Origin of the sequence: Clostridium pasteurianum BC1 (genome assembly GCF_000389635.1) — a bacterium.
In the GTDB taxonomy this organism is placed as follows: domain Bacteria; phylum Bacillota; class Clostridia; order Clostridiales; family Clostridiaceae; genus Clostridium_I; species Clostridium_I pasteurianum_A.
On sequence record NC_021182.1, the window covers coordinates 4323780 to 4347253 of the forward strand.

The 23474-nt window shown below is 30.8% G+C and carries 22 protein-coding genes; 4 read left to right on the plus strand and 18 right to left on the minus strand.

The window, feature by feature from the left end:
* Window positions 1-558 precede the first annotated feature (558 nt).
* The 10 genes from lon to CLOPA_RS20085 form a co-directional block, all read right to left on the minus strand.
* Entirely contained in the window at window positions 559-2943 is a 2385-nt protein-coding gene (gene lon, locus CLOPA_RS20045) for an endopeptidase La (protein WP_015617252.1), read from the minus strand.
* 163 nt (window positions 2944-3106) lie between these two features.
* Window positions 3107-3328, minus strand: a complete 222-nt coding sequence (locus CLOPA_RS20050; RefSeq protein WP_015617253.1) for a NifU family protein — start codon at window positions 3326-3328, stop codon at window positions 3107-3109.
* 168 nt (window positions 3329-3496) lie between these two features.
* Window positions 3497-3913 carry a MarR family winged helix-turn-helix transcriptional regulator gene (locus CLOPA_RS20055; protein ID WP_015617254.1) on the minus strand — a complete coding sequence of 139 codons (417 nt, stop codon included), beginning with the start codon at window positions 3911-3913 and terminating at the stop codon, window positions 3497-3499.
* A gap of 84 nt (window positions 3914-3997) precedes the next feature.
* A complete protein-coding gene (locus tag CLOPA_RS20060) occupies window positions 3998-5668 on the minus strand; it encodes a phosphatidylglycerol lysyltransferase domain-containing protein (protein ID WP_015617255.1) in 1671 nt (556 codons plus the stop codon).
* A gap of 11 nt (window positions 5669-5679) precedes the next feature.
* The gene (locus tag CLOPA_RS20065) at window positions 5680-6192 is read right to left on the minus strand and encodes an alpha/beta fold hydrolase (RefSeq protein ID WP_347460085.1); all 513 of its coding nucleotides are present in this window, start codon (window positions 6190-6192) and stop codon (window positions 5680-5682) included.
* A gap of 38 nt (window positions 6193-6230) precedes the next feature.
* On the minus strand, window positions 6231-6401 hold the full coding sequence (locus CLOPA_RS26300; protein ID WP_242834236.1) for an alpha/beta fold hydrolase: 171 nt from the start codon (window positions 6399-6401) through the stop codon (window positions 6231-6233).
* 195 nt (window positions 6402-6596) lie between these two features.
* Window positions 6597-7340 carry an SDR family oxidoreductase gene (locus CLOPA_RS20070; RefSeq protein WP_015617256.1) on the minus strand — a complete coding sequence of 248 codons (744 nt, stop codon included), beginning with the start codon at window positions 7338-7340 and terminating at the stop codon, window positions 6597-6599.
* Between the two features lie 233 nt (window positions 7341-7573).
* On the minus strand, window positions 7574-8161 hold the full coding sequence (locus tag CLOPA_RS20075; protein WP_015617257.1) for a TetR family transcriptional regulator: 588 nt from the start codon (window positions 8159-8161) through the stop codon (window positions 7574-7576).
* A gap of 515 nt (window positions 8162-8676) precedes the next feature.
* Entirely contained in the window at window positions 8677-9519 is an 843-nt protein-coding gene (locus CLOPA_RS20080) for an aldo/keto reductase (RefSeq protein WP_015617258.1), read from the minus strand.
* Window positions 9520-9546: 27 nt separating this feature from the next.
* On the minus strand, window positions 9547-10182 hold the full coding sequence (locus tag CLOPA_RS20085; protein WP_015617259.1) for a flavodoxin family protein: 636 nt from the start codon (window positions 10180-10182) through the stop codon (window positions 9547-9549).
* A gap of 265 nt (window positions 10183-10447) precedes the next feature.
* Here CLOPA_RS20085 and CLOPA_RS20090 point away from each other — a divergent pair, with 265 nt between their 5' ends.
* Window positions 10448-10789, plus strand: coding sequence for a winged helix-turn-helix transcriptional regulator (locus CLOPA_RS20090; RefSeq protein ID WP_015617260.1), 342 nt, complete (start codon window positions 10448-10450; stop codon window positions 10787-10789).
* Between the two features lie 103 nt (window positions 10790-10892).
* Here the strand turns inward: CLOPA_RS20090 and CLOPA_RS20095 are convergent, their stop codons facing one another.
* Entirely contained in the window at window positions 10893-11864 is a 972-nt protein-coding gene (locus CLOPA_RS20095; RefSeq protein ID WP_015617261.1) for a Gfo/Idh/MocA family protein, read from the minus strand.
* Window positions 11865-11992: 128 nt separating this feature from the next.
* Complete coding sequence (locus tag CLOPA_RS20100; RefSeq protein WP_015617262.1) at window positions 11993-12847, minus strand: MurR/RpiR family transcriptional regulator; 855 nt, start codon at window positions 12845-12847, stop codon at window positions 11993-11995.
* A 420-nt stretch (window positions 12848-13267) separates the two neighbouring features.
* Between CLOPA_RS20100 and CLOPA_RS20105 the strand changes: the two genes are divergently transcribed.
* Complete coding sequence (locus CLOPA_RS20105; RefSeq protein ID WP_015617263.1) at window positions 13268-14092, plus strand: PHP domain-containing protein; 825 nt, start codon at window positions 13268-13270, stop codon at window positions 14090-14092.
* Window positions 14093-14317: 225 nt separating this feature from the next.
* Here the strand turns inward: CLOPA_RS20105 and CLOPA_RS20110 are convergent, their stop codons facing one another.
* On the minus strand, window positions 14318-15988 hold the full coding sequence (locus tag CLOPA_RS20110) for a nitrite/sulfite reductase (protein WP_015617264.1): 1671 nt from the start codon (window positions 15986-15988) through the stop codon (window positions 14318-14320).
* 122 nt (window positions 15989-16110) lie between these two features.
* Here CLOPA_RS20110 and CLOPA_RS20115 point away from each other — a divergent pair, with 122 nt between their 5' ends.
* On the plus strand, window positions 16111-16992 hold the full coding sequence (locus CLOPA_RS20115) for a LysR substrate-binding domain-containing protein (protein WP_015617265.1): 882 nt from the start codon (window positions 16111-16113) through the stop codon (window positions 16990-16992).
* A gap of 4 nt (window positions 16993-16996) precedes the next feature.
* Here the strand turns inward: CLOPA_RS20115 and CLOPA_RS20120 are convergent, their stop codons facing one another.
* A complete protein-coding gene (locus CLOPA_RS20120; RefSeq protein WP_015617266.1) occupies window positions 16997-18817 on the minus strand; it encodes an ABC transporter ATP-binding protein in 1821 nt (606 codons plus the stop codon).
* Between the two features lie 144 nt (window positions 18818-18961).
* Here CLOPA_RS20120 and CLOPA_RS26565 point away from each other — a divergent pair, with 144 nt between their 5' ends.
* Window positions 18962-19114 carry an ATP-binding protein gene (locus CLOPA_RS26565; RefSeq protein ID WP_347460086.1) on the plus strand — a complete coding sequence of 51 codons (153 nt, stop codon included), beginning with the start codon at window positions 18962-18964 and terminating at the stop codon, window positions 19112-19114.
* Between the two features lie 9 nt (window positions 19115-19123).
* Here CLOPA_RS26565 and mltG read toward each other — a convergent pair whose 3' ends face one another.
* The 4 genes from mltG to CLOPA_RS20140 form a co-directional block, all read right to left on the minus strand.
* A complete protein-coding gene (mltG, locus tag CLOPA_RS20125) occupies window positions 19124-19918 on the minus strand; it encodes an endolytic transglycosylase MltG (protein ID WP_242834237.1) in 795 nt (264 codons plus the stop codon).
* A gap of 232 nt (window positions 19919-20150) precedes the next feature.
* Complete coding sequence (locus tag CLOPA_RS20130) at window positions 20151-20345, minus strand: hypothetical protein (protein WP_015617268.1); 195 nt, start codon at window positions 20343-20345, stop codon at window positions 20151-20153.
* A 290-nt stretch (window positions 20346-20635) separates the two neighbouring features.
* The gene (locus CLOPA_RS20135; protein WP_015617269.1) at window positions 20636-21751 is read right to left on the minus strand and encodes a 4-hydroxybutyrate dehydrogenase; all 1116 of its coding nucleotides are present in this window, start codon (window positions 21749-21751) and stop codon (window positions 20636-20638) included.
* 27 nt (window positions 21752-21778) lie between these two features.
* Complete coding sequence (locus CLOPA_RS20140) at window positions 21779-23452, minus strand: acetolactate synthase large subunit (RefSeq protein ID WP_015617270.1); 1674 nt, start codon at window positions 23450-23452, stop codon at window positions 21779-21781.
* Between the last annotated feature and the right edge of the window lie 22 nt (window positions 23453-23474).

Consider the following 23474-nt stretch of genomic DNA (forward strand, 5'->3'; position numbering starts at 1 on the left):
TAAATATGCTTAAATTTAAATAACATAAAAAGACTAATCTTTTTTAAATTAATCTAAAAAAGATTAGTCTCTAGTTTTCTAGTCAACCATAATAATATTATTTTACTATTCTATCCGATAACTAGCCGCCGTAACACTTCACCTTTAGAAAAGCAGAGAACTAAAATCTTTGATTTTATGTGAATCGCTTTCGCAGAGTGCGGTGGATATGTGACATATGCATGTCCCTGCATAATTCATCTAAACTCAGTTAAAATACAAACTCCTACTGAATAAGATTCATTGATAATCAAATAGAATATGTTATTTATATTTATTTGTTATTATACCATATAATCGTTAATTTTTCATTTTATAGTAATATAATTATTGAAAAATTTAACATTTTTTAAGATCTCAGCTTATTTAATTTTAATTAGCTAAGATTTATTAATGGCAAACTAATTTTATTTCTAATTTATTAGCTTTACAAAATAAAATAACGTATGTAGATTTTTATGTAAATCCACATACGTTCATAAATAATTTATCATAATATTTAATCATTAGATATTAACTCTATATTCTAACTTCCCCCACAGTCCCTGTTGTCATATCCAAAGCAGCTGGTTTTGGAAGTTCTATACCTATAGTTTCCTTTATCACATCTTCAATAGTTTCCACAGGAATGAATTGTAATTCATTTTTAACATCTTCAGGAACATCCATTAAGTCTTTTTCATTGCCCTTTGGTAAAATAACACGTTTTATTCCTGCACGATGGGCTGCTAATACTTTTTCTTTGATTCCACCTACCGGAAGTACTGCACCTCTTAATGAAATTTCACCTGTCATTGCCAGTTTAGGATCTACTTTATGGCCTGTTACCAATGAAGCAATGGTTGTAAACAATGCTACTCCTGCAGATGGTCCATCTTTTGGAATAGCTCCTGCTGGTACATGAAGATGTAAATCATTTTTATTGAATTCAACATTTTTTGAACTAAAAGCTAATCTTGAACGAATAAGGCTTTGAGAAATCTTAGCAGATTCCCTCATTACATCTCCCAATTGACCTGTAAGAATCAATTGTCCATTTCCCGGCATAAGCACTCCTTCAATGAATAAAATTTCTCCTCCTACTGGAGTCCAAGCTAGTCCTGTTACAACTCCTGGTGGATTATTTTCACCAACCTTATCATGGTCAGCAATTTCATGTCCCAAAATATCAAAGAGCATGTCCTCTTTAACTACATAAGGCAAATCTACCTTGCCAAGTACAATTTTTTCCGATACCACTCTTGCCACTGCTGACAATTGACGTTTAAGACTTCTTACACCAGCTTCTCTAGTGTACTTCTCAACAATTGCCTTTAAAGCTTCATCTTCAATTTGCAGCTGATTATTATTTAGTCCATGTTCCTGCAATACCTCGTCCCACAAATGTTCCTTTGTAATATGAAACTTTTCCTGACCTGTATAGCTGCTTATATCTATAATCTCCATACGATCTCTCAAAGGTCCCGGTATATCTCTCAAGGAATTTGCTGTTGCAATAAAGAACACATCTGATAAATCATAAGGTACTTCTAAATAGTGATCTGAAAAAGTATTATTCTGTTCAGGATCCAAAACTTCCAGCAGTGCACTGGCAGGATCGCCGCTTACAGATGCCATCATCTTATCAACTTCATCTAAAATAAATACTGGATTCTTTTCACCTGCACGTTTCATTCCCTGAATAATTCTTCCTGGTAATGCACCAATGTAAGTTCTTCTGTGCCCTCTGATTTCTGCTTCATCTCTAACTCCACCAAGGCTTATTCTGACATATTTACGCTGGAGAGCTTCTGCAATACTTTTACCTAAACTTGTTTTGCCAACCCCAGGAGGTCCTACTAATAATAAAATTGATCCCTGTTTATTTTGTTTCAATTTCATCATTACTAAATGCTGAATTATACGATCTTTAACTTTATCAAGTCCATAGTGCCTCTCATTTAATATTTTTCTTGCAGCTTCTATATCTATGTCCTTAATTTCATTCTTCTTCCAAGGTAAACTTATCAGTAAGTCAAGATAATTTACAATAACATTTCCTTCAGAACTGCCAGAACCCTGTCTCTCTAATTTACTCAATTCCTCCAGTGCAATTACCTTAACATCTTCAGGCATATTAGCTTCCTCTATTAATACCCTGTAATCTTTTTTATTGCCTGATGACTCATTTCCTTCTGATTCATTTAATTCTTCCTGAATTGCTTTAAGCTGCTGCCTAAGCATATTTTCTCTGTAATTTTTATTAACTTTATCATTGAACTTTGCTGCCAATTCCATTTGAAATTTTATGGATTCTTTTTGATCTATGAGTATATCTAAAAATCTCAAACTTTTCTTTTTCAATGAACGGATTTCCATGAATTCCTGTTTTTCTTCATAGGATAAATTCATAAATGGAAATACGTAAGCAATAATATTTGTAATGTTATCTAATTTATTTATATATTCTACATAGGTTTCTGAACCTCTAAAATTTTCACTAATTTCAGAAACTAAAGTTTTAATATAATTCATCATCTCTATTTGATTTTTTTCATCTAAATCTATAATATCAGGAATGAGTTTATAGGTTACTTTGTAATTTTCACCATCTGGAATAAATTCTTCTACTTCAGCTCTTTCAACTACATCTATAGTAAATTCATAACCATCTTTTGATATTTTTCTATCTTCAACTTTAATTAATGTACCAACATGATAGAAATTATCTTCTCTATATGAATTTCCATTACCCTTTTCCTTAAGTGCTAATGCAATACCATAAAAACCATCTTGTGCAATTCTATTATAGAATTGATTGCCAATTTCTTTACTTGTCTTTATTGTTATGTTTTTTCCCTGCAACAGCACTGTATTTGGTATAACAGCTACAGATAGCTCTTTATTTACATTCCATTCTTTCATTCCAATCATCTCCAATCCTTTTAGTTTAACCTTGATTAGTCAGGCAATTCAGTTTATCCTTTGTAGCTCTAAAGTATATTTGTCTTATTAATTTTACATACCCTTACTATTTATTTCATAAGAAACTCTATAAACAAATGGATAAACATTCAGGAGGATTAAATTATACTCCTACCACTGCCTTAACTTCAGGAGCCTTATTTTTCAATTCTGTTTCAATTAAATTTTTCACTGTCATTTGGGAAAATGGGCATCCACTGCATGAACCCTGTAGTTCAACTTTTACAACGCCATCTTCTGTAACGTCTATAAATTTTACATCTCCCCCATCTCTTTGTAATGCTGGACGAATCTCATCTAATACTTCAATAATTTCATTTCTCATTTTTATTCCCCTCACCTTTTAATGATAAATTTATATATATTGCAACAAAGTCTATTCTGTCTGATGTTACTGATTAAATGTACAATATTAATTGCAAATTATATATTTAATTGTGGTAGTTAGTTTTAATTAACCTAACTATATTGTTAAAAAAATTTGTTTAATGCTTTATTTAACTTTTGACAGAAGATCTATTAACGTATTAATTTCATCTTCATTGAGACTTTCAATAATTCTATCTACCACTCTTTTAGTAGTCAATTCGTCAAATCGTGCGATACATTTTCCTCTTTCTGTAAGATGAATATAATAAACTCTACCATCCTTATGACATTTTTGCTTATAAATACAATCTAATTTAATGAACTTCTTTATCATTTCTGTAACTGATGGTTTGGATAAATCTAAAACTTCAGCTAGTTTACTGGTAGTAATACATTCCTGTTGATCAAATTTTTTTATATACTCAATTTGACGAAGAGTTAATTCCGACATATTCAGTTCGTCAATAAGCTTACAGGAACACTGCCCCTTTACTTTCATCAATTGTGTATAAGTGTCATAAAGCTTTTTGTTAATGTCCACAAGATCACCTCATTAGTTTGTTAGGTTTTCCCTAACTACATAATAAATCACATTAAATATTTTGTCAACAAAAAAATTTAAATATTATGATTTAATTAAACCATAAATACCCTTTGGATTCTGTGCCTTTACAATAGCATAGGCAATCTTTGGAGTAAAAATTTTAGGATGATATACCATATATCTTGATTGCCACTGAGTAGGAGCATATTTTTCTTTAGAATGATGAAGAGTCTTAAAACTATATATATTATTTAAATTTTCATAGATAAATTCAAATAATATACCTGTAATTGCGTTCTTGTCATTTTCCCTCACATTTGCAAGAGGAGCAAGTCCCATACTTCCCCATTCTACTCCTTCTGATTTCATTACCATAAACGCTTCATAGATTACTTTTTCTATTACACCTTGAGGTGCATCAGGTAATCTTCTTGTTACATCTGCAAGATACCCCTTTCCACCTTCAAAGGGTATAAATACTACAAACCCTAACATTTTACCTTCAGCATCCCTTGCAAAAAAGTATCGTCTATCCATAGGATTATCTAATTCTGTTCCTCCCAACATGAAAGACATTTCTCCATGTTTATTTTCTTTCCAAAGCTTTGTAATTTCATTTATTTCATCTTCTATATTAACATCCTTATGTTTTAATGGCTCATATTCTTCAATTGTTATTCCATATCTGTTTGCATGATTAATTGCAGCCCTTACCTTGGCCACTCTGCCGCCCTTCAAATTATACTCTGACAACTGAAACATTGCATCCTCTCCATACTTTACACATCCAAAGCCTGTCTTTTTATATATTTGTAAAAATTTTTCTGAAACATTTAATAATACAATTTCCAATCCATTCTCTCTACAAAAGGACATAAATTCTAAAAGGAAGGCTTCCGCATTTTCATCTGAACATATAATATCACCACAACAGACTGCCACATCTGCCACTATAGTAAAGGCTACTGTTCCCTCCACAACATTACTGAAATAGTATCGCTTATCATTATCCAAGGCTAAATAAGATAAGGTATTCTCACCGTACTCCATTACAAGTCTTCTTACCTTTTCTCTATCACGCTTTGAAATAATTGGATTGTAAATCAATGGTTTTAGCATAAGCATAAAGGATAGTAAAATAGAAATCCAATTAAAAATAATTGCAGATTCTGCAAATAATCTTCCTGCTCTATTTTTATACTCTATATCCATAAGAAATAATAATTTAATAGCCCTGTACAAAGCATCATTAAAATCGTGTATATGTCTGAAATTACCCTTCATAGAAAGGAAGCCAATAGCAGTATATAAAATTATTAAACAAATTGAAAAAAATGCAATTATAATACCATATTTAACTGTTATTTTATTGGATCTTCTTTTGAAATCATTTCTGTAGATTAATAAAACAATTAAAATAAAAGCTTCATACACTAAAAGTATTGAAGATAAGTTAAATGTCCTAAAAATATGAAGTGCCATGGACATAATCAGCATAATAATCTGTATTATCCAGGCATATCGTATTCTCTTATATAGTTTAAAAGCTAAAAATAAAGTCAAAAATCCAATTACTATATTCAAAGTATTGTGAATTACTATGGCCTGTGGATATACCTTTGTATAAAGTCGATAAACATAGTGCATAATACCATGATTGTGTAGGAAAGGAAATATTATTTTGGCCATTCCTGAAAAAACAAGCATAAGAATAGCTATATTTTGTATGATTACCTTAAATCTTTTTTTCATTTTCATTGCTCCTATTTACTTCCATTGATAAATGCCTTTATTACATTAAAGGTTTTCCTGGAAGTAATAATATTAAAATGGTTTGTACCTTTAACAATATACATATGTGAATTTTTTAAATATCTATTCATATCTACTTGATGCTGCCTGTAAACAAAGTCATATTTTGCAGTCAGTATAAGTATATTTGTATTAATTTTTCTCATTTCACTTTCAGTTATGCCATAATCCTCTACCATTAATTTTATTTTCCAGAACATAAATTTCACATTAGGTGAAAATTTTTTCACAATACCTACCACTGATTTTGCAAATAAAATTGGCATCTTAATTATCCATTTTACTCCATCTCCATTATAATTACCACAAATTAAAATCATTTTTTTAGCTATATATGGATATTTATGTGCAATAGCTAGTGCCACATTTGCACCATCGCTGTATCCTATAACAATTATATTACTTAAGGATTTATTTCTGCAAAATTTCATCATATCTTCAGCATATAATTCAATTGAATAAATTTTTTCTCCATTTTCACTTTCCCCATGGCCTCTACTATCTACACTATAACGTGATAAAACTTTGAAAGATAGTTAAACATTTTTTTCATCATCAAACTGTTCATGTTATTCCCATGAATTAACAGCAAAGTTTCACCACTACCTCTTTCATAATATACAAGCCTGATATCACCAATATTACAATAATTCTTCATATTTTTATAAATCATTTCTATTTCCTTCTCCCCTTCGGAACATTCAAATAAATAACTAGTCAGTATACTCTAGTCTATTTTGACTTACTATTTATTTTCATATGCCTTAAATGATTTTTAAATATATAAACTATTATAAGCCTGTGACTTAATAAAATCACAGGCTTATAATATATTAACTGATATTTAATTTTAATAAATGTGATATTTTTAGATAAATCCTCCATTTACACGAATAGTTTGACCTGTAATCCATTGAGATTCATCACTTGCTAATAGTAAAACTGTATTTGATATATCACTTGGTTCCCCTAAACGTCCAAAGGCATTCATTTTCTTAATTCCTTCAATTTGTTCTTCAGTTTTACCTACAGTGAATAATTCTGTATTCACTGGTCCTGGAGCTATAGCATTAATTGTAATGCCCTTTGGCCCAAATTCCTTTGCCAATTGACGGGTAAACTGCTCTACAGCCCCTTTTGAACCAGCATACAAACTATATCCAGGGAACATTTGCCCAGCTACAGAAGTTGATATATTAATAATTCTTCCAGAGTCTTTCATATATTTTGCTGCCTGTTGACATGCAAAAAAAGTTCCTTTAACATTTATTTCTATAAGCTTATCAAAATCTTCCTCAGTAATTTTATCAATAGGTTTAGTAATCATTATACCTGCATTATTCACAAGAATATCTATTTTGCCATAGATTTCAATAGACTCTTTAAATAACTTTTCCACTTCTGATACCTTACTTACGTCTGCTTTAATTGCCTGAGCCTCTCCCCCCGTATGTTTAATACTTGTAACAGCCTCTTCAGCTTTCTCTGTATTTCCCGCATAATTAACAATGACCTTTGCTCCATTTGACGCTAATTCCTTAGCAATTGCATATCCAATTCCCCTTGACGCGCCTGTTACCAAAGCCACTTTACCTTCTAATTTTTTTTCCATAGTGTTTGTTCCTCCTCATAATAAATCTAATATTTGAATTTCATAAAATTTTTAGTATTAAATCTTATATTGCGATCAATAAGGCATCTTCTTTGTAAAAAACTTAAATATTTTCAATATTCACATCTATAATCCTCTCTGCTTTGAAATTAATATGCTTTTTTAATGTTTAAAAACTTTGATATTATATCAAACAGTTGAAATTATCACATGATCATATAGCTTTAAAGAATCTACTCTAAAATTCCTGAAAGTATAAGCTTCCACACACCTTGAAAATCTTCATCTATATTATCAGCCAGCCATTCATAGGAATGAGCAGGGTGATGAAATCTGGAAGTAGCTATAAAAATACTTTTTCCAATAGCCTCAGGTTCTCCTGTTTTAAATTCTCCATAATTCATTCCATATTTAACAATATTGGATATCTGCATAATTAATTCATTCATGTGTTTAGAAATCATTTCTGTTGATTCCAAGGTTACTTTTGTATACATCATAAATAACTCCGGATCTGAAATGGAATTTGTACGTTTGAATTTTATCAGTGTATCCATCCATAATGTTAAACATTCAATAGCAGTTCCCTTTGTTTCCTCAGCAATAGTTTTCAGGGACACTAAGGCTCTATTAAGCCACCTTTCTGTCACATCTTCCTGTAAAGAAGATTTGCTGGGAAAATACCTATAAATCATACCATGACTGACATGGAGCTCTTTAGCTATATCTATAACAGAAGTTTTTTCTGATCCATAACGACGAATTAGTTTTTCAGCAGCATCCAAAATAATGTCTTTACTTAGTTTTAATTCATTTGCCATATTTTATCATTGAGAAATTATTAGATGAAAGATATCATTCTTAACCTCTCAATTGCCACGCCTCCTTTTATCCTATATTGAGCAAGTGATCCTTATAAACAGAATTCTTGGCATCAGGTGAAGTTTCTGTTTATGGCCTATGATACTTAGAACTCGTTATCCGTAATCTTGGCCACTCTTTACTGATAAATAAATTTAAGTGTTATCAATAGTTTGTAAGATTACTTACTCAACTTAAGTTTATATATTGATTATAACAAAATAAGTATCAAAAATCAAGTAACAAAAACATCTTTTTGTTACTTGATTTTTAAATTACATGTATTTATCAAGAATTTTACAAAATACAATACCGTTTTAAAAAAATAAATATTCATTAAATTTAAGAATAGGCTCATAGGCTCATTTGTTTATTAAAAATCATATTTTTAATAGTGGAATAGTTAAAAAGCTGTCTTGCAATGCATTGCAAGACAGCTCCATACTACAATATAATCACCTAAATCCCCATCTAATTAGAAATCAAAATTATCTGGATCAGGTCCTACTCTTAGATCCTGATTTAAGCTACTTATTCTTTCAACCTCTTCTCTAGTTAACTGAAAATTAAATATATTTGAATTTTGGATTATTCTGCTTTCATTTGTAGATTTTGGAATAGTAACTATGTTATTCTCTAAATCCCAACGCAATATAACCTGAGCAATTGATTTATTATATTTATCAGCAATTTCCTTTAATATTTTATTGTCAAATAATTTACCAACCATTAATGGTGACCAAGCTTCCACTTGAATATTATTTTTTTCACAGAATTCTCTTACCTTACCTTGTGTTAAACGTGGATGAAATTCTATTTGATTTATCATTGGCTTAATTTCTGCATCCTTTAATATGTCTTCAAGATGATGCACCTGAAAATTACTTACTCCTATGGTTCTTACACGACCTTGCTTATATAGATATTCCAATGCTCTCCAAGCTTCCTTATATTTTCCCTGTACAGGCCAATGTATAAGATATAAATCTAAATAGTCAAGTCCAAGTTTTTTTAAACTTGTTTCATAGGCTGCTATGGTTGATTCATATCCCAAATCCGCATTCCAAACCTTTGATGTTATAAATAAATCTTCTCTTGAAATTCCAGCTTCTTTGATTCCTTCACTTATTCCCTTACCCATGCTTTCTTCATTACCATAAATTGCTGCACCATCAATACTTCTATAGCCATTCTTTATTGCAGATTTCACTGCATTAACTAATTCCGGACTATCCTCTACCCTGAAAACACCAAGTCCTAATACTGGCATTTTTACACCATTATTCAAAGTTACTGTTTCATTTGAAATATTCACCATAATAATCCCCCTAAAATTCATTATATGTTATCTTATAAAATTCATAAATATCTTATCTTCTTTTTTGCTTTCCTCTACATGATCTTTTCCAAAATCAACAATTTTCATTAACCAAGCCATATTTTTGCCTAAAACTCTCATGATTTGATTTCCTTCTTCATCCTGAGCTACTTCTCCTGGCGCTGTACCATAGCCTACATTCCAATAATTTGACGTAGGCATTACCATTTCTGAATAATTAATATAGTTATTCAATTGACTAAATGTTGAAACACCGCCAGATCTTCTTACTGCAACTACACTGGCACCAACTTTATGTCTAAGCATTCCATTATTTACAGAAGTCACAAGAAATGCACAATCTAAAAATGATTTCATTGTTCCTGCTATAGCTGAATAATGTACAGGAGAACCAAGAATAATTCCATCTGCCTCTTTCATTTTTTGAATCCATTCATTAACCTCATCATTTTGTATAACACATTTTTCATTCATATTTCTACTGCATCCACCACAGGCCAAACATCCACGTATTACTTTATTCCCTACATGAACAATCTCCACTTCTATATTTTCTTTTTCTAATTCCGCTGCTACAACTTTTATAGCTTCATAAGTATTTCCATTTTTATTAGGACTTCCGTTAAAAGCAACTACCTTCATAATACATACCTCCATAATATACTTATCTTTTTTTCAATCCTGCTTTAGCATTCAATCATAAATTCATTATATAGTTTCATAGTTTCATTAACAAGTACGTACTTTTTCGTTAGATGCTTACTTAAAGGTAAGATTTATTGTAACGTCTACATTTAACAGGACTGAATTTGCTATGATTTTATTATTAGTATATAATTTAGTTTAATGTATTTTTATCTTAAAATTAGTTCTATTTACTTAAAAATAATTAAAGGCGGGTAGCTCAATGATATACTGTAACGGGAAAAAATATATATGCCTATTGGATTTTGCAATGGATTTTATAAGAGGTAAATGGAAAGCAATTTTATTATGCCATTTATATAGTGAACCTAAAAGATTTTTAGAACTTCAGCGAATAACTAATGGAATCAGCCAAAAGGTATTAAATGAAAAACTTAAAGAATTGGAAAATGATGAATTAGTAACTAAGACAATTTATCCTGAAATACCACCTAAAGTTGAATATTACCTTACTAATAAAGGAAAAAAACTTACTAAGATTATTAAAGAAATTGAAGATTGGTCCATTAAACATTATCCTCATCTAAATAATAAATGTGAATAATTTACAATCAATTTAGATATTTTATTATATGGCTTCATTTTAAAAATGCCTATCATGCAAGAAGCATAATAAGCATTTTTCTAACTACAAAATCAATAATATTTTATTCAAAAGGATATACAAAGCCCCATTGATTTCTTACTTCACTTAATAAGTGAGTAACATCAATTGATAATTGAAGTTGTTCTTGGCCAGTCTTATTTGTAATATGCTCCTGCATATCTTCTACCTCATAGTTAAGAGCTTTTGCTGTTTCCCCTAATTGAAGTTCTTCTGTTCTTCCATCTTCTGTATAAGTGATAGTTGCTTTATCTGCTCTTGGATAATTGTTTACCTCAATATATCCTAATTCTCCTGCAACAACACCACGTTTTGGTTGTTTTGCTCTCATAGTTAAAGCTATAACTGCCATTTGATCACGATCATTTTTCATAATAATACCAGATTGTTCATCTACTCCAGTTTCAAAATATTTTGCTGTAGTAAGAATTACATTTGGTTTGCTCTCCAAGAAATATCTTGCAAAGGAAGCTGCATAAACACCTATATCTAATAGCGCTCCACCAGCTAATTCTTTACTGAAGAAACGATTTTTTACGTCATACTCTTTACAGCTTCCGAAGTTAACCTGAACCATTTTTACTTTACCTATAGCACCTGAATCAACAATTTCCTTTAATTTTTTATATAAAGGCATGTGGAACATAGTCATTCCTTCTGTTACAACTAAGTTTTTCTCTTTAGCAATTGCAACTACCTCATCTAATTGTTTTGCATTTACTGTAATTGCCTTTTCACAGAAAACATGTTTCCCATTTTTAACTGACTTTAATAAAAATTCATAATGAAGATTGTGTGGTGTTGAAATATACACAATATCAATTTCTGGATTTGCAATCATTTTGTCAGCATCATTATAAACATTTGATACATGGAATTTATTTGCAAAGTCCTGTGCTTTTTCTAAATTAATGTCACATACTGCATAGATTTCACCATTTACTTCATTTAACGCAGTTGCCATTTCTCCACCAATGTTACCAGTTCCTAAAATAGCCCAATTATATTTTTTCATTTTAAATTCCCTCTTTCTATTTAATTTTAATTTTGACTTCATTCTCATACTTATAATTATTTATTAATAATGAAGTATGTATTATCTCCACTATATTTTTATTGATGTACTATTAAAGAATAAATTTATTACAATTTGTCATCAGCAATATCCTGTTCATGTTTACTAATATTTTTATAAGCATCTTTTTTCTTTACTGTTAAGAATAAATACAGAATTTCAATTATCATAGATGCAGATACTCTGGAAAAATAATACTCATCCATAAATAATTTTTCTCTTGTAGCAGTTGTAATATGATAGTCACTAGCTTTTGCAATAGGGGACCACTCGTTATTAGTAATGGAAATAGTTGTAGCTTTCTTCTCATTAGCTGCTTCAATTACTGTCAATAATCTTTTGGAAGCCCCAGAATTAGATATTGCAATGACTACATCTTTATCTGTCAAATTATAGGTATAAGCCAATTGTGTTTCCCAAATGGTATTGGATACAGTTGGAATCCCAATTTGGTTAAACTTATAAGTTCCATCTAGAGCAACTGGAATAGTATTACCAACTGCTGCAAGTTGAACGGTTTTTGCATTACTGAGTATATCTAATATTTCCTTGAACCTTTCCCCATCTATCATTGAGATTGTCTGTTTAAGTTCTTCTATTTTGTTGGCCAAAATATTCTGTAAAGATTGATCAACATTATTTTGATCAATATCATTTGATACTGGTACAGCATCTACATTTGATTCCACAATTTCTTTTGCAAGACTAATTTTAAGATGATGAAAGCCTTTCATATTGCATTTTTTACAGAATCTCGAAATGGTTGCTTCGCTGGCTCCACTCGCTGCTGATAACTCTGCAATTGTCATCTCGATGACTTTTTCTTTATTATTTATTATATAATTTGCAATCTTCTTTTCTGCATCGAAAAAATCATCATATTTAGAGAATATCACGTCTAATACTGTTTTATTATTTTCCATACTTTGCTTCCTTTCATAAACAGAATTCTTGGCATCAGATGGAATTTTTGTTTATGACCTCTGATGTTTAGAAGTCGTTATCCAGGGACGTAGACACTCTTTACTCCCTCTTTGAGAAATATGGGAGTATTGGAGTGGGTAGCCATCGGATAAAATAATATTAGACAGAATATGCCTTATTACAGAATATATGTCTTACTCTTGTCCTTCTATATTTACTATAGTATGAAGTGATAATTTTGTCAACATGTTTTTCATAAAATTTTATTTCATGAAAATTTATTTTAAGTTTAACACTATTATTATAAGCAATTATCTTTCATATAAACGACTTGAAGAAAAATATTTTTCATGATATGTTATTGTTAAAAGTAAATTTAACTTATATGTGTATTAGATTACGCAGATAGGAGGAAAAAAATGAAAGCTGATTTGCATAATCATAGTTTTTTATCTGATGGAGTTTTGAGTGTACAGGATATTGTACTTTATTCAAAAAAAATTGGTTTAAATTGCATGGCAATTACAGATCATGATACTATGGCAGGGGTTCTTCCAGCCTATACACTTGGTGAAAAAATAGGCATATCTGTAATACCAGGAGTTGAGATATCCACTACTGACTATGAAACCAAACGTTCCGTTCATATGCTTTGCTATTTTCCAAAAGATATGTTTAAACTTCAGGGATTTTTAAATAAAACTTTAATTAATAGAGAAAATGCCAAAAGACAAATGGCACAAATGTTGATGGAGGAGTACCCCATTACCATGGAGGACATAGAGAAATACAGTTCCAAAAGCCAATCCATGTATGAAACTCACATAATGCAGCCTATGGCAGATTTAGGATACACAAACATTGTAATTGGTGAATTTTATAAAGGATTGCTTTCAAAAAAGGGAAAATACTATGTACAAATTTCCTACCCCAGCGTATACGAAGCATTAGAAATAATAAAAGAAGTAGGCGGCATTGCAGTTATGGCCCACCCTGGTCAATTTGATTCCATAGGATTATTAGAAAAATTGGCAGAAAAGAAATTGGTACAAGGTGTTGAATACAATCACCCTAGGAATTCAGAGGAAGTAAAAAAGCAAATAAAAAGTATTGCTGAAAAATATGGTTTAATTATGACCGGCGGAACAGACTTTCATGGATACTATTCAAATTCACCACATCCACTAGGCTCTTTCACGTGCCCAGAAGGTGAAGTGGAGAAATTAATTAAATTGGGGAGTTAATATAATTCAGACAGGCTCATAATTGAAGAGCCTGTCTCACAATGCATATCTATGCATTGCGATAAAGTTTTTTAAGAAATAATTATTAAAATCCTATTTTTAATAAAGAAATAGGGCCGTTCTCAAATTTAGTGAATATTTATTCCTTTTGAGACAGCTCCAATATCTAAACATAGTTTAAGTTCAAACTCCCATTAAGTAAGATTCATTAATATGCTTCTAACTCTATACTATATACTTTTGTATAAATTTATTTATTTGTTCTTCATTTCTTTCTATACACTTAGAAAATTCTTCATTAGAATCATCTACAATTATAGCCAGTTCATATAAAAACTCAGGTATTTTTTCCTGAAGAATATCCCCATAGTATTTAGCAAGTTTTGTCTTACCTACACCCAGATCCCCTTCTAAATGAAGTTCAAATACATTTCTTAGTTCACCATTAATCTTTTTCATCTTTCCGCAGAGTCCAATTTTACCTATCTCATGTACACCGCAGGAATTTGGACATCCTGATATATGAATTTGCGGCAGCACATCTTTAGTAAAATTATTCCTTTTAAAATAATCTACTATTTCCTTTAAAGTACGCTGAGTCTCCAAAACACCCATTTGACATATTGGCACACCAATGCAGGATACTGAATGTTCTAAGCGTGTTACCCCACCTATATGCTTTGTTTTTTCAAGAAGTATTTCTGCTTCTTTTCCATTCAAATTTCTAATATATAAACCTTCAGTTAAGGATAATCTTATTTCTACATCTTCTATATTTTCCGTCTCTTCTAATATAAGTTTTAAATCCTTTAAGGATAATTGTCCTCCTACTGGATGGATATATATGCTATACAGTCCAAATTGTTTTTGAGAAACCAATCTTGGATTTTCTATTGCGGTTTCAATTTCCTTTCTATTATCAATGAATCTTACTTGGTTGGAGTTTGTACTCCCACCAAGTTTAGATGGATTATCCAGGGACGTGTGGCTGTTATCTCCTCCTTTATAAGGTGGAATATTACAGCGACTAGTCATCGGATAAAATTTCTCTTTAATATCTATTTCTAAATTTTCATTTGCTTTTACTTTTTCAAGGTAGCTTTTATAGCAATTTACAAATTCCTCTTTGCCCATTCGCTCCATTATATACCTTATACGGGCTTTTCCACTATTATTATAGTCTCCTTCATTTATAAAAAGCTCTGTCATAGCTTCAATATGATATAAAACATCTTTTGATTCTATAAGCTCAGGAAATTCTGCAGATAGTTTAGGATTTCTTCCAAGTCCGCCACCTAAATATACCTTAAAATAGTCCTTCTCATTTTTCTTTACAGCTAAAAAACCTAAGTCAACTACAGTTACATGAGATAGATCATCATTATTATTAGAAAATGATACCTTTAACTTTCTTGGTAGTTTATATAAATATATTTTTTTTAAAAAATGCTGTCCTACTGCCAAAGCATAGGGAGATACATCAAAGGCTTCTTCTTTTTCTACTCCTGATAGTGGGGATACGGCAACGTTTCTTGGAAAATTTCCTCCTGACCCTCTTGAATATAGTCCTTTTTCTATTCCCTCTTTCATTGCATCACAAATATCATCAATACTAATACCATGTAATTGAACTGCCTGTCGAGTAGTTAGATGTATTCCCTTTAAATTGTATCTATTAGCAAAATCATATATTAATTTTAAATTTTCTCTAGAAGCTATGCCTGATGGTATTCTGAATCTTATCATAAATTCTTTTCCATTGCGATGGGCATATACCCCCATACCACCAGAAGCTTTTTTAAAATCCATTTTACTTACTTCACCTTTTAAAAATTTATGACCAAGGCTTCTAAATTCATCAATTTCACTTAGAAGAACTTCATTTAATTTTTTCATTTATAACACCTCTGTTTTTCTTGCAACATTATTGTGTCTATAGTATACTTTCTTTTAACCAATAAGTATAATACAGATTTTTTATTATACCTATTAATATTTTTAATAACTAGGGTGATATTATGATAGAAGAATTAAAAACATTTATTGCTGTTGTAGATAAAAAAAGTTTTACTAAAGCTGCAAATTTTATTAATATATCTCAACCAAGTGTCAGTTCACACATAGCAATTCTAGAAAAATATTTTAATACAAGGTTAATAGAGAGATCAAATAAACAGAGAAATATATTAATTACACAGACAGGTAAAATTTTATATGAACGTGCTAAGCAGCTGCTGGGATTTTTAGAAGAAACCAAGGAAGAACTAAGTAGCTATCACAATTCCATTTCGGGAACCCTAAAGCTTGGTTCAAGTATGACTATAGGAGAATTCCTCCTTCCATCCATATTAGGTGATTTTATTAAAGAGTTTCCAAAAACAAAACTGGAGGTTACCATAGAAAATACAAAGCATATATACGATAAATTCAAAAATTATGATATAGATATAGCTTTGATTGAAGGTACAGTTCCTGTACATAATTATGTGCATAAAAATTTTTACAAGGATACCATGGTTATTGTTGCTCCTAACTCCTTTTGTGGCAATAATGACTTAAAACTAAGAGATTACTTATCAAGACAAACCTGGATACATAGAGAAGAAGGCTCTGGAACGGGAGAAAACTTAAATATTTTTTTGAATAATGAAGGTATATCACCCAAGAACTTTATCGTCTTAGGAAGTAATTATGCCATAAAGGAAGCCGTTAAAAATAATCTTGGAATAACCTTTATTTCATCTTTAGTTGTAAATGAGGCAGTAAAAAACAGAGAAATAGAAATTATTCCTACTAAAACTGAATACAATAGATATTTTTCCTATATGGTACATGAAAAAAGCATATCCAGATTAGCAGCACTGTTTATTAAAAAATTACAACTGTACAGTAATATGTAATTTATTAAATGCTGCTTTCATGCTTTTTCAAAGCTTTAAATTGTTTATCATATAGATCTTTATATACTCCTCCTGCATGCAGCAGTTCCTCATGAGTTCCACTCTCCACCACGCTGCCCTCCTTCACCACATAGATTACATCTGCTGATATTATAGTGGATAACCTGTGTGCTATTACAAGGCTGGTTCTGGATTTTAAAAGTGGTTCAATAGCTTGCTGAATCAACGTTTCGGAATTTGAGTCCAGAGCTGATGTGGCTTCATCAAAAATTACAATTTTAGGATCTTTTAGTAAAGTTCGAGCGATTGAAATTCTCTGTTTTTCACCACCCGATAACTTAATACCTCTATCCCCTACCACGGTATCATAACCATCAGGTAAAGAAATAATAAAATCATGTATATTAGCCGTTCTGCATGCATTTATAATATCTTTTTCACTGGCATTAGGCTTGGCAAAAAGAAGATTTTCACGAATAGAGATATTAAAAAGGAAAGTTTCTTGAGTTACCATGCCTATCTGACCACGCAGAGATTCAAGAGTCATATCCTTTATATTTATACCATCAATTAGAACAGCTCCTTCAGAAACATCATACAGCCTAGGTACCAAATAAGTTATTGTAGTTTTTCCAGCTCCACTTGGTCCCACAAAAGCTGCCATCTGACCAGCTTTTATAACAAAGTTAACATCTAAAAGTGCTGTGGATTTTTTGTTATAGGAAAATTGAACATTTTCAAAGGAAATTTCACCTTTTACATTATTTACATTTATAGCATCCACTTTCTCTATAATTTCACTTTTCAAATCGAAATATTTAAAGATACGTTCAAAAAGTGCCATAGAACGAACAATATCCACGTGAATATTGGAAAATGTAGTGACTGGTCCATAAAGCCTGCCTATAAGTGTAACAAACATAACAATTCCACCGATAGTAATATCATGGTATTTGATCATGAATATTCCACCAAAGAGATAAATAAGCATGGGACTGACGGAAACAAAGGTCTGTATTGTCATAAAAAACCACCGGCCAACTACTGTTTCATGAATCTGAAGACGTGTCACTTCATTATTTACAGCTTGAAACTCTTCACACCTTTCCCTTTCCTTGGTGAAAAGCTTAATAAGAAGGGATCCGCTGACGTTGAGAGTTTCAGTAATTATGTTAGTTAGCTCTGCAAGTTTATCCTGAGTCTGCTTAGCTATTTTCCATCTCTTCTTTCCAACTTTCTTGGTTGGTGCCAGAAACAAAGGCAACATAAGGAGACTTATAATGGCAAGTTTCCAGTTTGTATAAAAAAGTGTTATGGCCGTTGTGACAAAGACAAAAATCCCCTGGAAAATCTGAATAAATGTATTTGAAAATACGCTTTCAATACCCCCGATATCATTACTTATTAAAGATGTAATTTCACCAGTATGAACATCAGAAAAAAATTTAAGTGACATATTCTGCAGATGCTTGTACATATCTCCACGCAAGTCACGAATAATATTTTTTGAAACAAGACTATTAAGATAGCTTTGAGCCACTGAAATAAGATTACTTAACATCAATATACCAAAAGACATCAATATGTATAATAAAAGCAGCTTCAAGTTTCCTTTAGGTAGTGCACTATCGATAATACCCTTAGTTAAAATTGATGGAATAATCCCCAAAATAGAGGTTGTTATGATTGTTAGAAACATGGCAATCATTAATTTCCAATAAGGAAAAAAATAAGTGAGTATTCTAATTACAAGGGACTTAGTTATATTAGGCTTTTCATCTGTCTCCTTATAAAATTTCACATTTCCAGCACCTATCCTAGGCATACGCACTCCTCATTTCGTTATAATTTTCTCCCTTTAAAACTACAAGTATACTATAATTATAATATAACTTACAAATATATTTTACAATTAGGAGACAATTAAAAGATCACTTCAACGCATAAATAGTACGTAATCGATGAGTACATAGAAAAAATATTTAAGCCTTTTTATATGGTTGATAAATCAAGAGATAGACGTAATAAAGGTGATGGTTTGGGACTTGCATTATGTTCAAAAATTGCTAAAATTCACAATGCTAAAATTCAAGTAGAAATATTATGCTTTTCTGTATTTTAGCTACTTCGTTTATTTGACATATAAGGATACATTTTTAGCATGATCAGCATAGGTTTCAGAAAATACATGCTCATTAGTTTTACTATTTAATACATAATAAAGATAATTCGTACTTGATGGATGGATAGCGGCATTTATTGACTTAGTGCCTGGATTACATATTGGTGACGGTGGCAATCCTTTATTCAAGTAGGTATTATATGGTGATTGCACTGCTAAATCTTTATTGTATAGCTTGTCTCTATGTCCAATTACATATAGGATAGTTGCATCTATTTGCAATGGCATATTTTTATTTAACCTATTATAAATAACACTTGCTATCTTTGGTCTGTCTACATCTTTTTCTGCTTCTTTTTCTACTAGAGAAGCTGTTATTACAACATTTCTTATATTTAGTTTGTTCTCGGTTATATAATTTTTACTAGGTTCTATGTTTATCGCAAAGGTTTTAAGCATTTCATTTATAATTGTTTTACTTGATGCATTCTTTGGAAAAGAATATGTGGCAGGATACAAGAATCCGTCTAACTTATGCTTATCATTTGGCACCCCTTTTAAAAACCAGTAATTATCATCTGTCCAATTTTCAGCTTCATTTACAAAGTCTTTTTCTGTAACCAATCCTGATTTTTGCAGTGCTTGTCCTATTTGCTCATTTGTATATCCTTCAGGTATTGTAACCTTTACTGTATTAATTGCATTAACTTTGCTATATAAAGTGCTGCGTTGATGAAACATCCCATATAAAGTTAAAATAAATATACTAATTATAAATACATATATAATTTTTTTAAATTTCATAATTATAAGGTTCATATTCAACATAACCCATTAGGTTATTAAGAACCAATTTCAACCCCTTTTTGTCGTTAAATGTATTTTTTATTAGTATAACATATAAAAAAGGATTATTATTTAAAATTTTAAGAACAATTTTAAGACATATTGAAATAAATAGTAAGTCAAAGATGCTAGTCTATTTATTTGAATATGCCTAAATAATAATTTAGATATTTAATGATTGTGATAAAGATTATTTTTTCACGATCCAATACACACCTTTACCTTGTCCTTTTTTAGCTGTAAATTCTAACTGTTTTACAGCTAAAAGCAACTCTGTTTTGTTGCATATATTGGAGAAATCAATGCATATTTGTCCATATTCATCAAATCCTCTTTCCTCAATTCGATCATTAATATATTCTTTTGTAAATTGTATATTATCCATTTATTTCACCCCGTTTTTTTATTAATATATGGTTCATATTATAGCATATACAACATTGTAAAAGATGTTATAATAACTCTGTTATGTAACGTTATTCTTGATTTTTCTGTAGTATTGTCCATTTTTATATATAATATCATTTATTTTTATAATTTATAACACTTTTATACTAGTTTTTGTACTTATTTTAGTCCTATCAAAGTATTTTAACACTGTAATGTATTAATTTATAAGAAAACATCAGTTATGCAATAATATACATAGCTGATGTTTTCGATTTAATATATACTTTAGTACAAGGATTTATATATTTCATATACTGTTTCCCTAGTAAGTTCCGTATAATTATTTGCCATTAAACGTCCTTGTTTTGTCATGACATTTTCAGTAAATTCTTTTAGTTCTTCTTCTGAAACACCATACTCATGTAATGGCTTTTTAGGAATAAGCACATTTAGAAGTTTTTCTATTTCCATATAGACTTTATCTTCCTTGCATCCTAAGATTTTTGCTAAGAATCCATTTAATTTTGTGATTTTTCCAATTGGCTTTAGAGCTTGATATTTTTTGAAAACTCCGGTAAACATCTCGTAATTTGATTCTCCGTGGGGAACATGATAATTACCCCCTAGTGGATAGCTCATGGCATGTACTGCTCCACACCCTGCATTACCAAAGGCAATTCCTGCATAATTACTTGCCAGTAAAAAATTTTTTAGCATCGGAATTCTTGCCGACCGTCCATATTTTTCAATTTCCTGATATCCTTTTAAAATCATTTCCATTGCTTTATAGGAAAACATTTCTGTATAACTTGTAGCCTTTGGTGAAACACTTGATTCAATGGCATGAATTAATGCATCAATAGAGCTGGTAGCAAAAAATCCAAAGGGTAACTCTTTCAAAAGTTCTGGAATCATAATAGCATAATCTGCATACAATTCATCTACGGCAAGACCAAGTTTTGTATGTCTTGACTTTAATTCAAGAATAGAAATGTTAGTCACTTCACTACCTGTTCCACAGGTAGTAGGAATCAATATCAATTCCTTATTCTTTATAAATTGTAATTTATGATCAAACAAATCAATTATCGGTGAAATTGTTTTTAGTGCAAACAATTTTGAAACATCAAGAACACTTCCCCCACCAATTCCAACTACCCTTTTATAAGAAATATCCTTTATATCCTTGTATATGGCTTCTACCATTTCATCACTTGGTTCTCCATGACCATATTTTCTAATAAAAATTACATGGGCATGAAGGTTAAATTTCTCAAAATATGCCCTGTAGTTGTGTTCACTTGTAATAATCAAATCATCTTTTCCTATTTTAAACTTATTTATAAATTCTTCACATCTGTCAAATGTGTAAATCTTTGGTTTGATAGATAATTCCTTCACTTTACACCTCTCTATTATGAACGAATATTACTGGGATAGACTTTCACAAACTTTCTTTAAACGCTTTGTTAATTTTACATTTTCACCATAGTCAACTTTACAGTCAATAACTACTGGTACTTTCTGTTTAAATGCCTCTTCTAAAGTCCCTATTAAATCCTCTGCCTTTTCTATACGATATCCTTTTGCATACATGCTCTCAGCCATTTTTACAAAATCAGGATTAGTAAAATCTACACAGCAACTCTTTCCATATTGATCCTCCTGTTTCCATTTTATTAAACCATAGTTACTATCATTAAATATTAAAACTACAATTGGAGTCCCTATACGAAGTGCTGTTTCTAATTCCTGATTATTCATCATGAATCCACCATCGCCAACAATAGCTAATACTTTCTTATCCGGATTAGTTAGTTTTGCTGCAACTGCACCTGGAAGTCCAATACCCATTGTAGCAAATCCATTTGAAATAATACATGTATTAGGTTTATAACAATTATAATGTCTGGCGATCCACATTTTATGGGCTCCTACATCTGATATAACAATATCGTCTGCTTTCATGACCTTTCTCACATCATTCAAAATTTTTTGTGGCTTCATTGGAAAGGCATTGTCATTTGCATAGCTTTCATGTTCAGCTAACATTTTTGCTTTAATCCCTAGAGCTTTTACTGGTTCTACCTTTCTTGATGTTCTTCTCATTATATCATAAAGGGAATCTGAAATTTCTCCAACTACTTCTACAATTGGCTGATATAATTTATTGATATGTGACGGTCTTGTATCAATATGCACAATTTTGATATCACCAGTTATATTCCATTTTGATGGAGAATATTCTACAATATCATATCCTATTGTAATTACTAAATCTGCTTTCTCTATAATTTTATCCACATAATCCTCTTGAGGAATACCAATTGTCCACATTGAATATTTATTATCAAAGGCAATAATACCTTTTGCCATCATTGTATTAATTACAGGAATTTTTAACTTATTTGCAAATTCCGTAACAGCCTCTGCACAGTTATTGCGGATAGCACCTATTCCAGCTAATATAACAGGATTCTTTGCTTGAAAAATCTCACCTGCTGCTTCTTCAATTGTGGATAAATCCGCATGCTCAATTGGTGGAATCTTTTTTTCTAAAGGTTTTTCTCCAATGCTTACTGGCATTTTTGAAATATTTACAGGCAAGTCAATGTGACCTGCTCCTGGTTTTTCACTTTCAGCATATTTAAAAATAATTCTAACAATTTCATTAACAGTATCAGGACGAAGAATTTGTTTACTTCTCTTTGTAATTGGTTCAAACATTTTGCAAAGATCTAAAAATTGATGTGAGGTAATATGCATTCTTTCAGTACCTACCTGACCTGTAATGGCAACAAGAGGAGCACCATCACCGTCAGCATCTGCTACACCTGTGACTAAATTAGTTGCACCAGGGCCTAAGGTTGACAGACAAACTCCTGCCTTCCCTGTGAGACGCCCATAAACATCTGCCATAAATGCGGCACCCTGCTCATGACGAGTTGTAATAAATTTAATACTTGAATCTGCAATTGCATTTATTACTTCCAGATTTTCTTCACCTGGAATACCAAAAATATACTTTACTCCTTCAGCCTCTAGGCACTTTACTAACATTTGTGCTGTGTTTAAGTTTACTTCCTGTTTAATTTCTGTCATGATAACAAACTTCCTTTAATCT

What these genes read in the sequence shown, in the direction of transcription:
- CLOPA_RS20100 (WP_015617262.1), bottom strand. Translation starts at nt 12,847, where the DNA reads ATGGAAAATAATAAAACAGTATTAGACGTGATATTCTCTAAATATGAT.
- CLOPA_RS20095 (WP_015617261.1), bottom strand. Translation starts at nt 11,864, where the DNA reads ATGAAAAAATATAATTGGGCTATTTTAGGAACTGGTAACATTGGTGGA.
- CLOPA_RS20070 (WP_015617256.1), bottom strand. Translation starts at nt 7,340, where the DNA reads ATGGAAAAAAAATTAGAAGGTAAAGTGGCTTTGGTAACAGGCGCGTCA.
- CLOPA_RS20085 (WP_015617259.1), bottom strand. Translation starts at nt 10,182, where the DNA reads ATGAAGGTAGTTGCTTTTAACGGAAGTCCTAATAAAAATGGAAATACT.
- mltG (WP_242834237.1), bottom strand. Translation starts at nt 19,918, where the DNA reads ATGAAATTTAAAAAAATTATATATGTATTTATAATTAGTATATTTATT.
- CLOPA_RS20110 (WP_015617264.1), bottom strand. Translation starts at nt 15,988, where the DNA reads ATGAAAAAATTAAATGAAGTTCTTCTAAGTGAAATTGATGAATTTAGA.
- CLOPA_RS26300 (WP_242834236.1), bottom strand. Translation starts at nt 6,401, where the DNA reads ATGATTTATAAAAATATGAAGAATTATTGTAATATTGGTGATATCAGG.
- lon (WP_015617252.1), bottom strand. Translation starts at nt 2,943, where the DNA reads ATGAAAGAATGGAATGTAAATAAAGAGCTATCTGTAGCTGTTATACCA.
- CLOPA_RS20080 (WP_015617258.1), bottom strand. Translation starts at nt 9,519, where the DNA reads ATGGTGAATATTTCAAATGAAACAGTAACTTTGAATAATGGTGTAAAA.
- CLOPA_RS20050 (WP_015617253.1), bottom strand. Translation starts at nt 3,328, where the DNA reads ATGAGAAATGAAATTATTGAAGTATTAGATGAGATTCGTCCAGCATTA.
- CLOPA_RS20115 (WP_015617265.1), top strand. Translation starts at nt 16,111, where the DNA reads ATGATAGAAGAATTAAAAACATTTATTGCTGTTGTAGATAAAAAAAGT.
- CLOPA_RS20105 (WP_015617263.1), top strand. Translation starts at nt 13,268, where the DNA reads ATGAAAGCTGATTTGCATAATCATAGTTTTTTATCTGATGGAGTTTTG.
- CLOPA_RS20075 (WP_015617257.1), bottom strand. Translation starts at nt 8,161, where the DNA reads ATGGCAAATGAATTAAAACTAAGTAAAGACATTATTTTGGATGCTGCT.
- CLOPA_RS20140 (WP_015617270.1), bottom strand. Translation starts at nt 23,452, where the DNA reads ATGACAGAAATTAAACAGGAAGTAAACTTAAACACAGCACAAATGTTA.
- CLOPA_RS20130 (WP_015617268.1), bottom strand. Translation starts at nt 20,345, where the DNA reads ATGGATAATATACAATTTACAAAAGAATATATTAATGATCGAATTGAG.
- CLOPA_RS20060 (WP_015617255.1), bottom strand. Translation starts at nt 5,668, where the DNA reads ATGAAAAAAAGATTTAAGGTAATCATACAAAATATAGCTATTCTTATG.
- CLOPA_RS20090 (WP_015617260.1), top strand. Translation starts at nt 10,448, where the DNA reads ATGATATACTGTAACGGGAAAAAATATATATGCCTATTGGATTTTGCA.
- CLOPA_RS20120 (WP_015617266.1), bottom strand. Translation starts at nt 18,817, where the DNA reads ATGCCTAGGATAGGTGCTGGAAATGTGAAATTTTATAAGGAGACAGAT.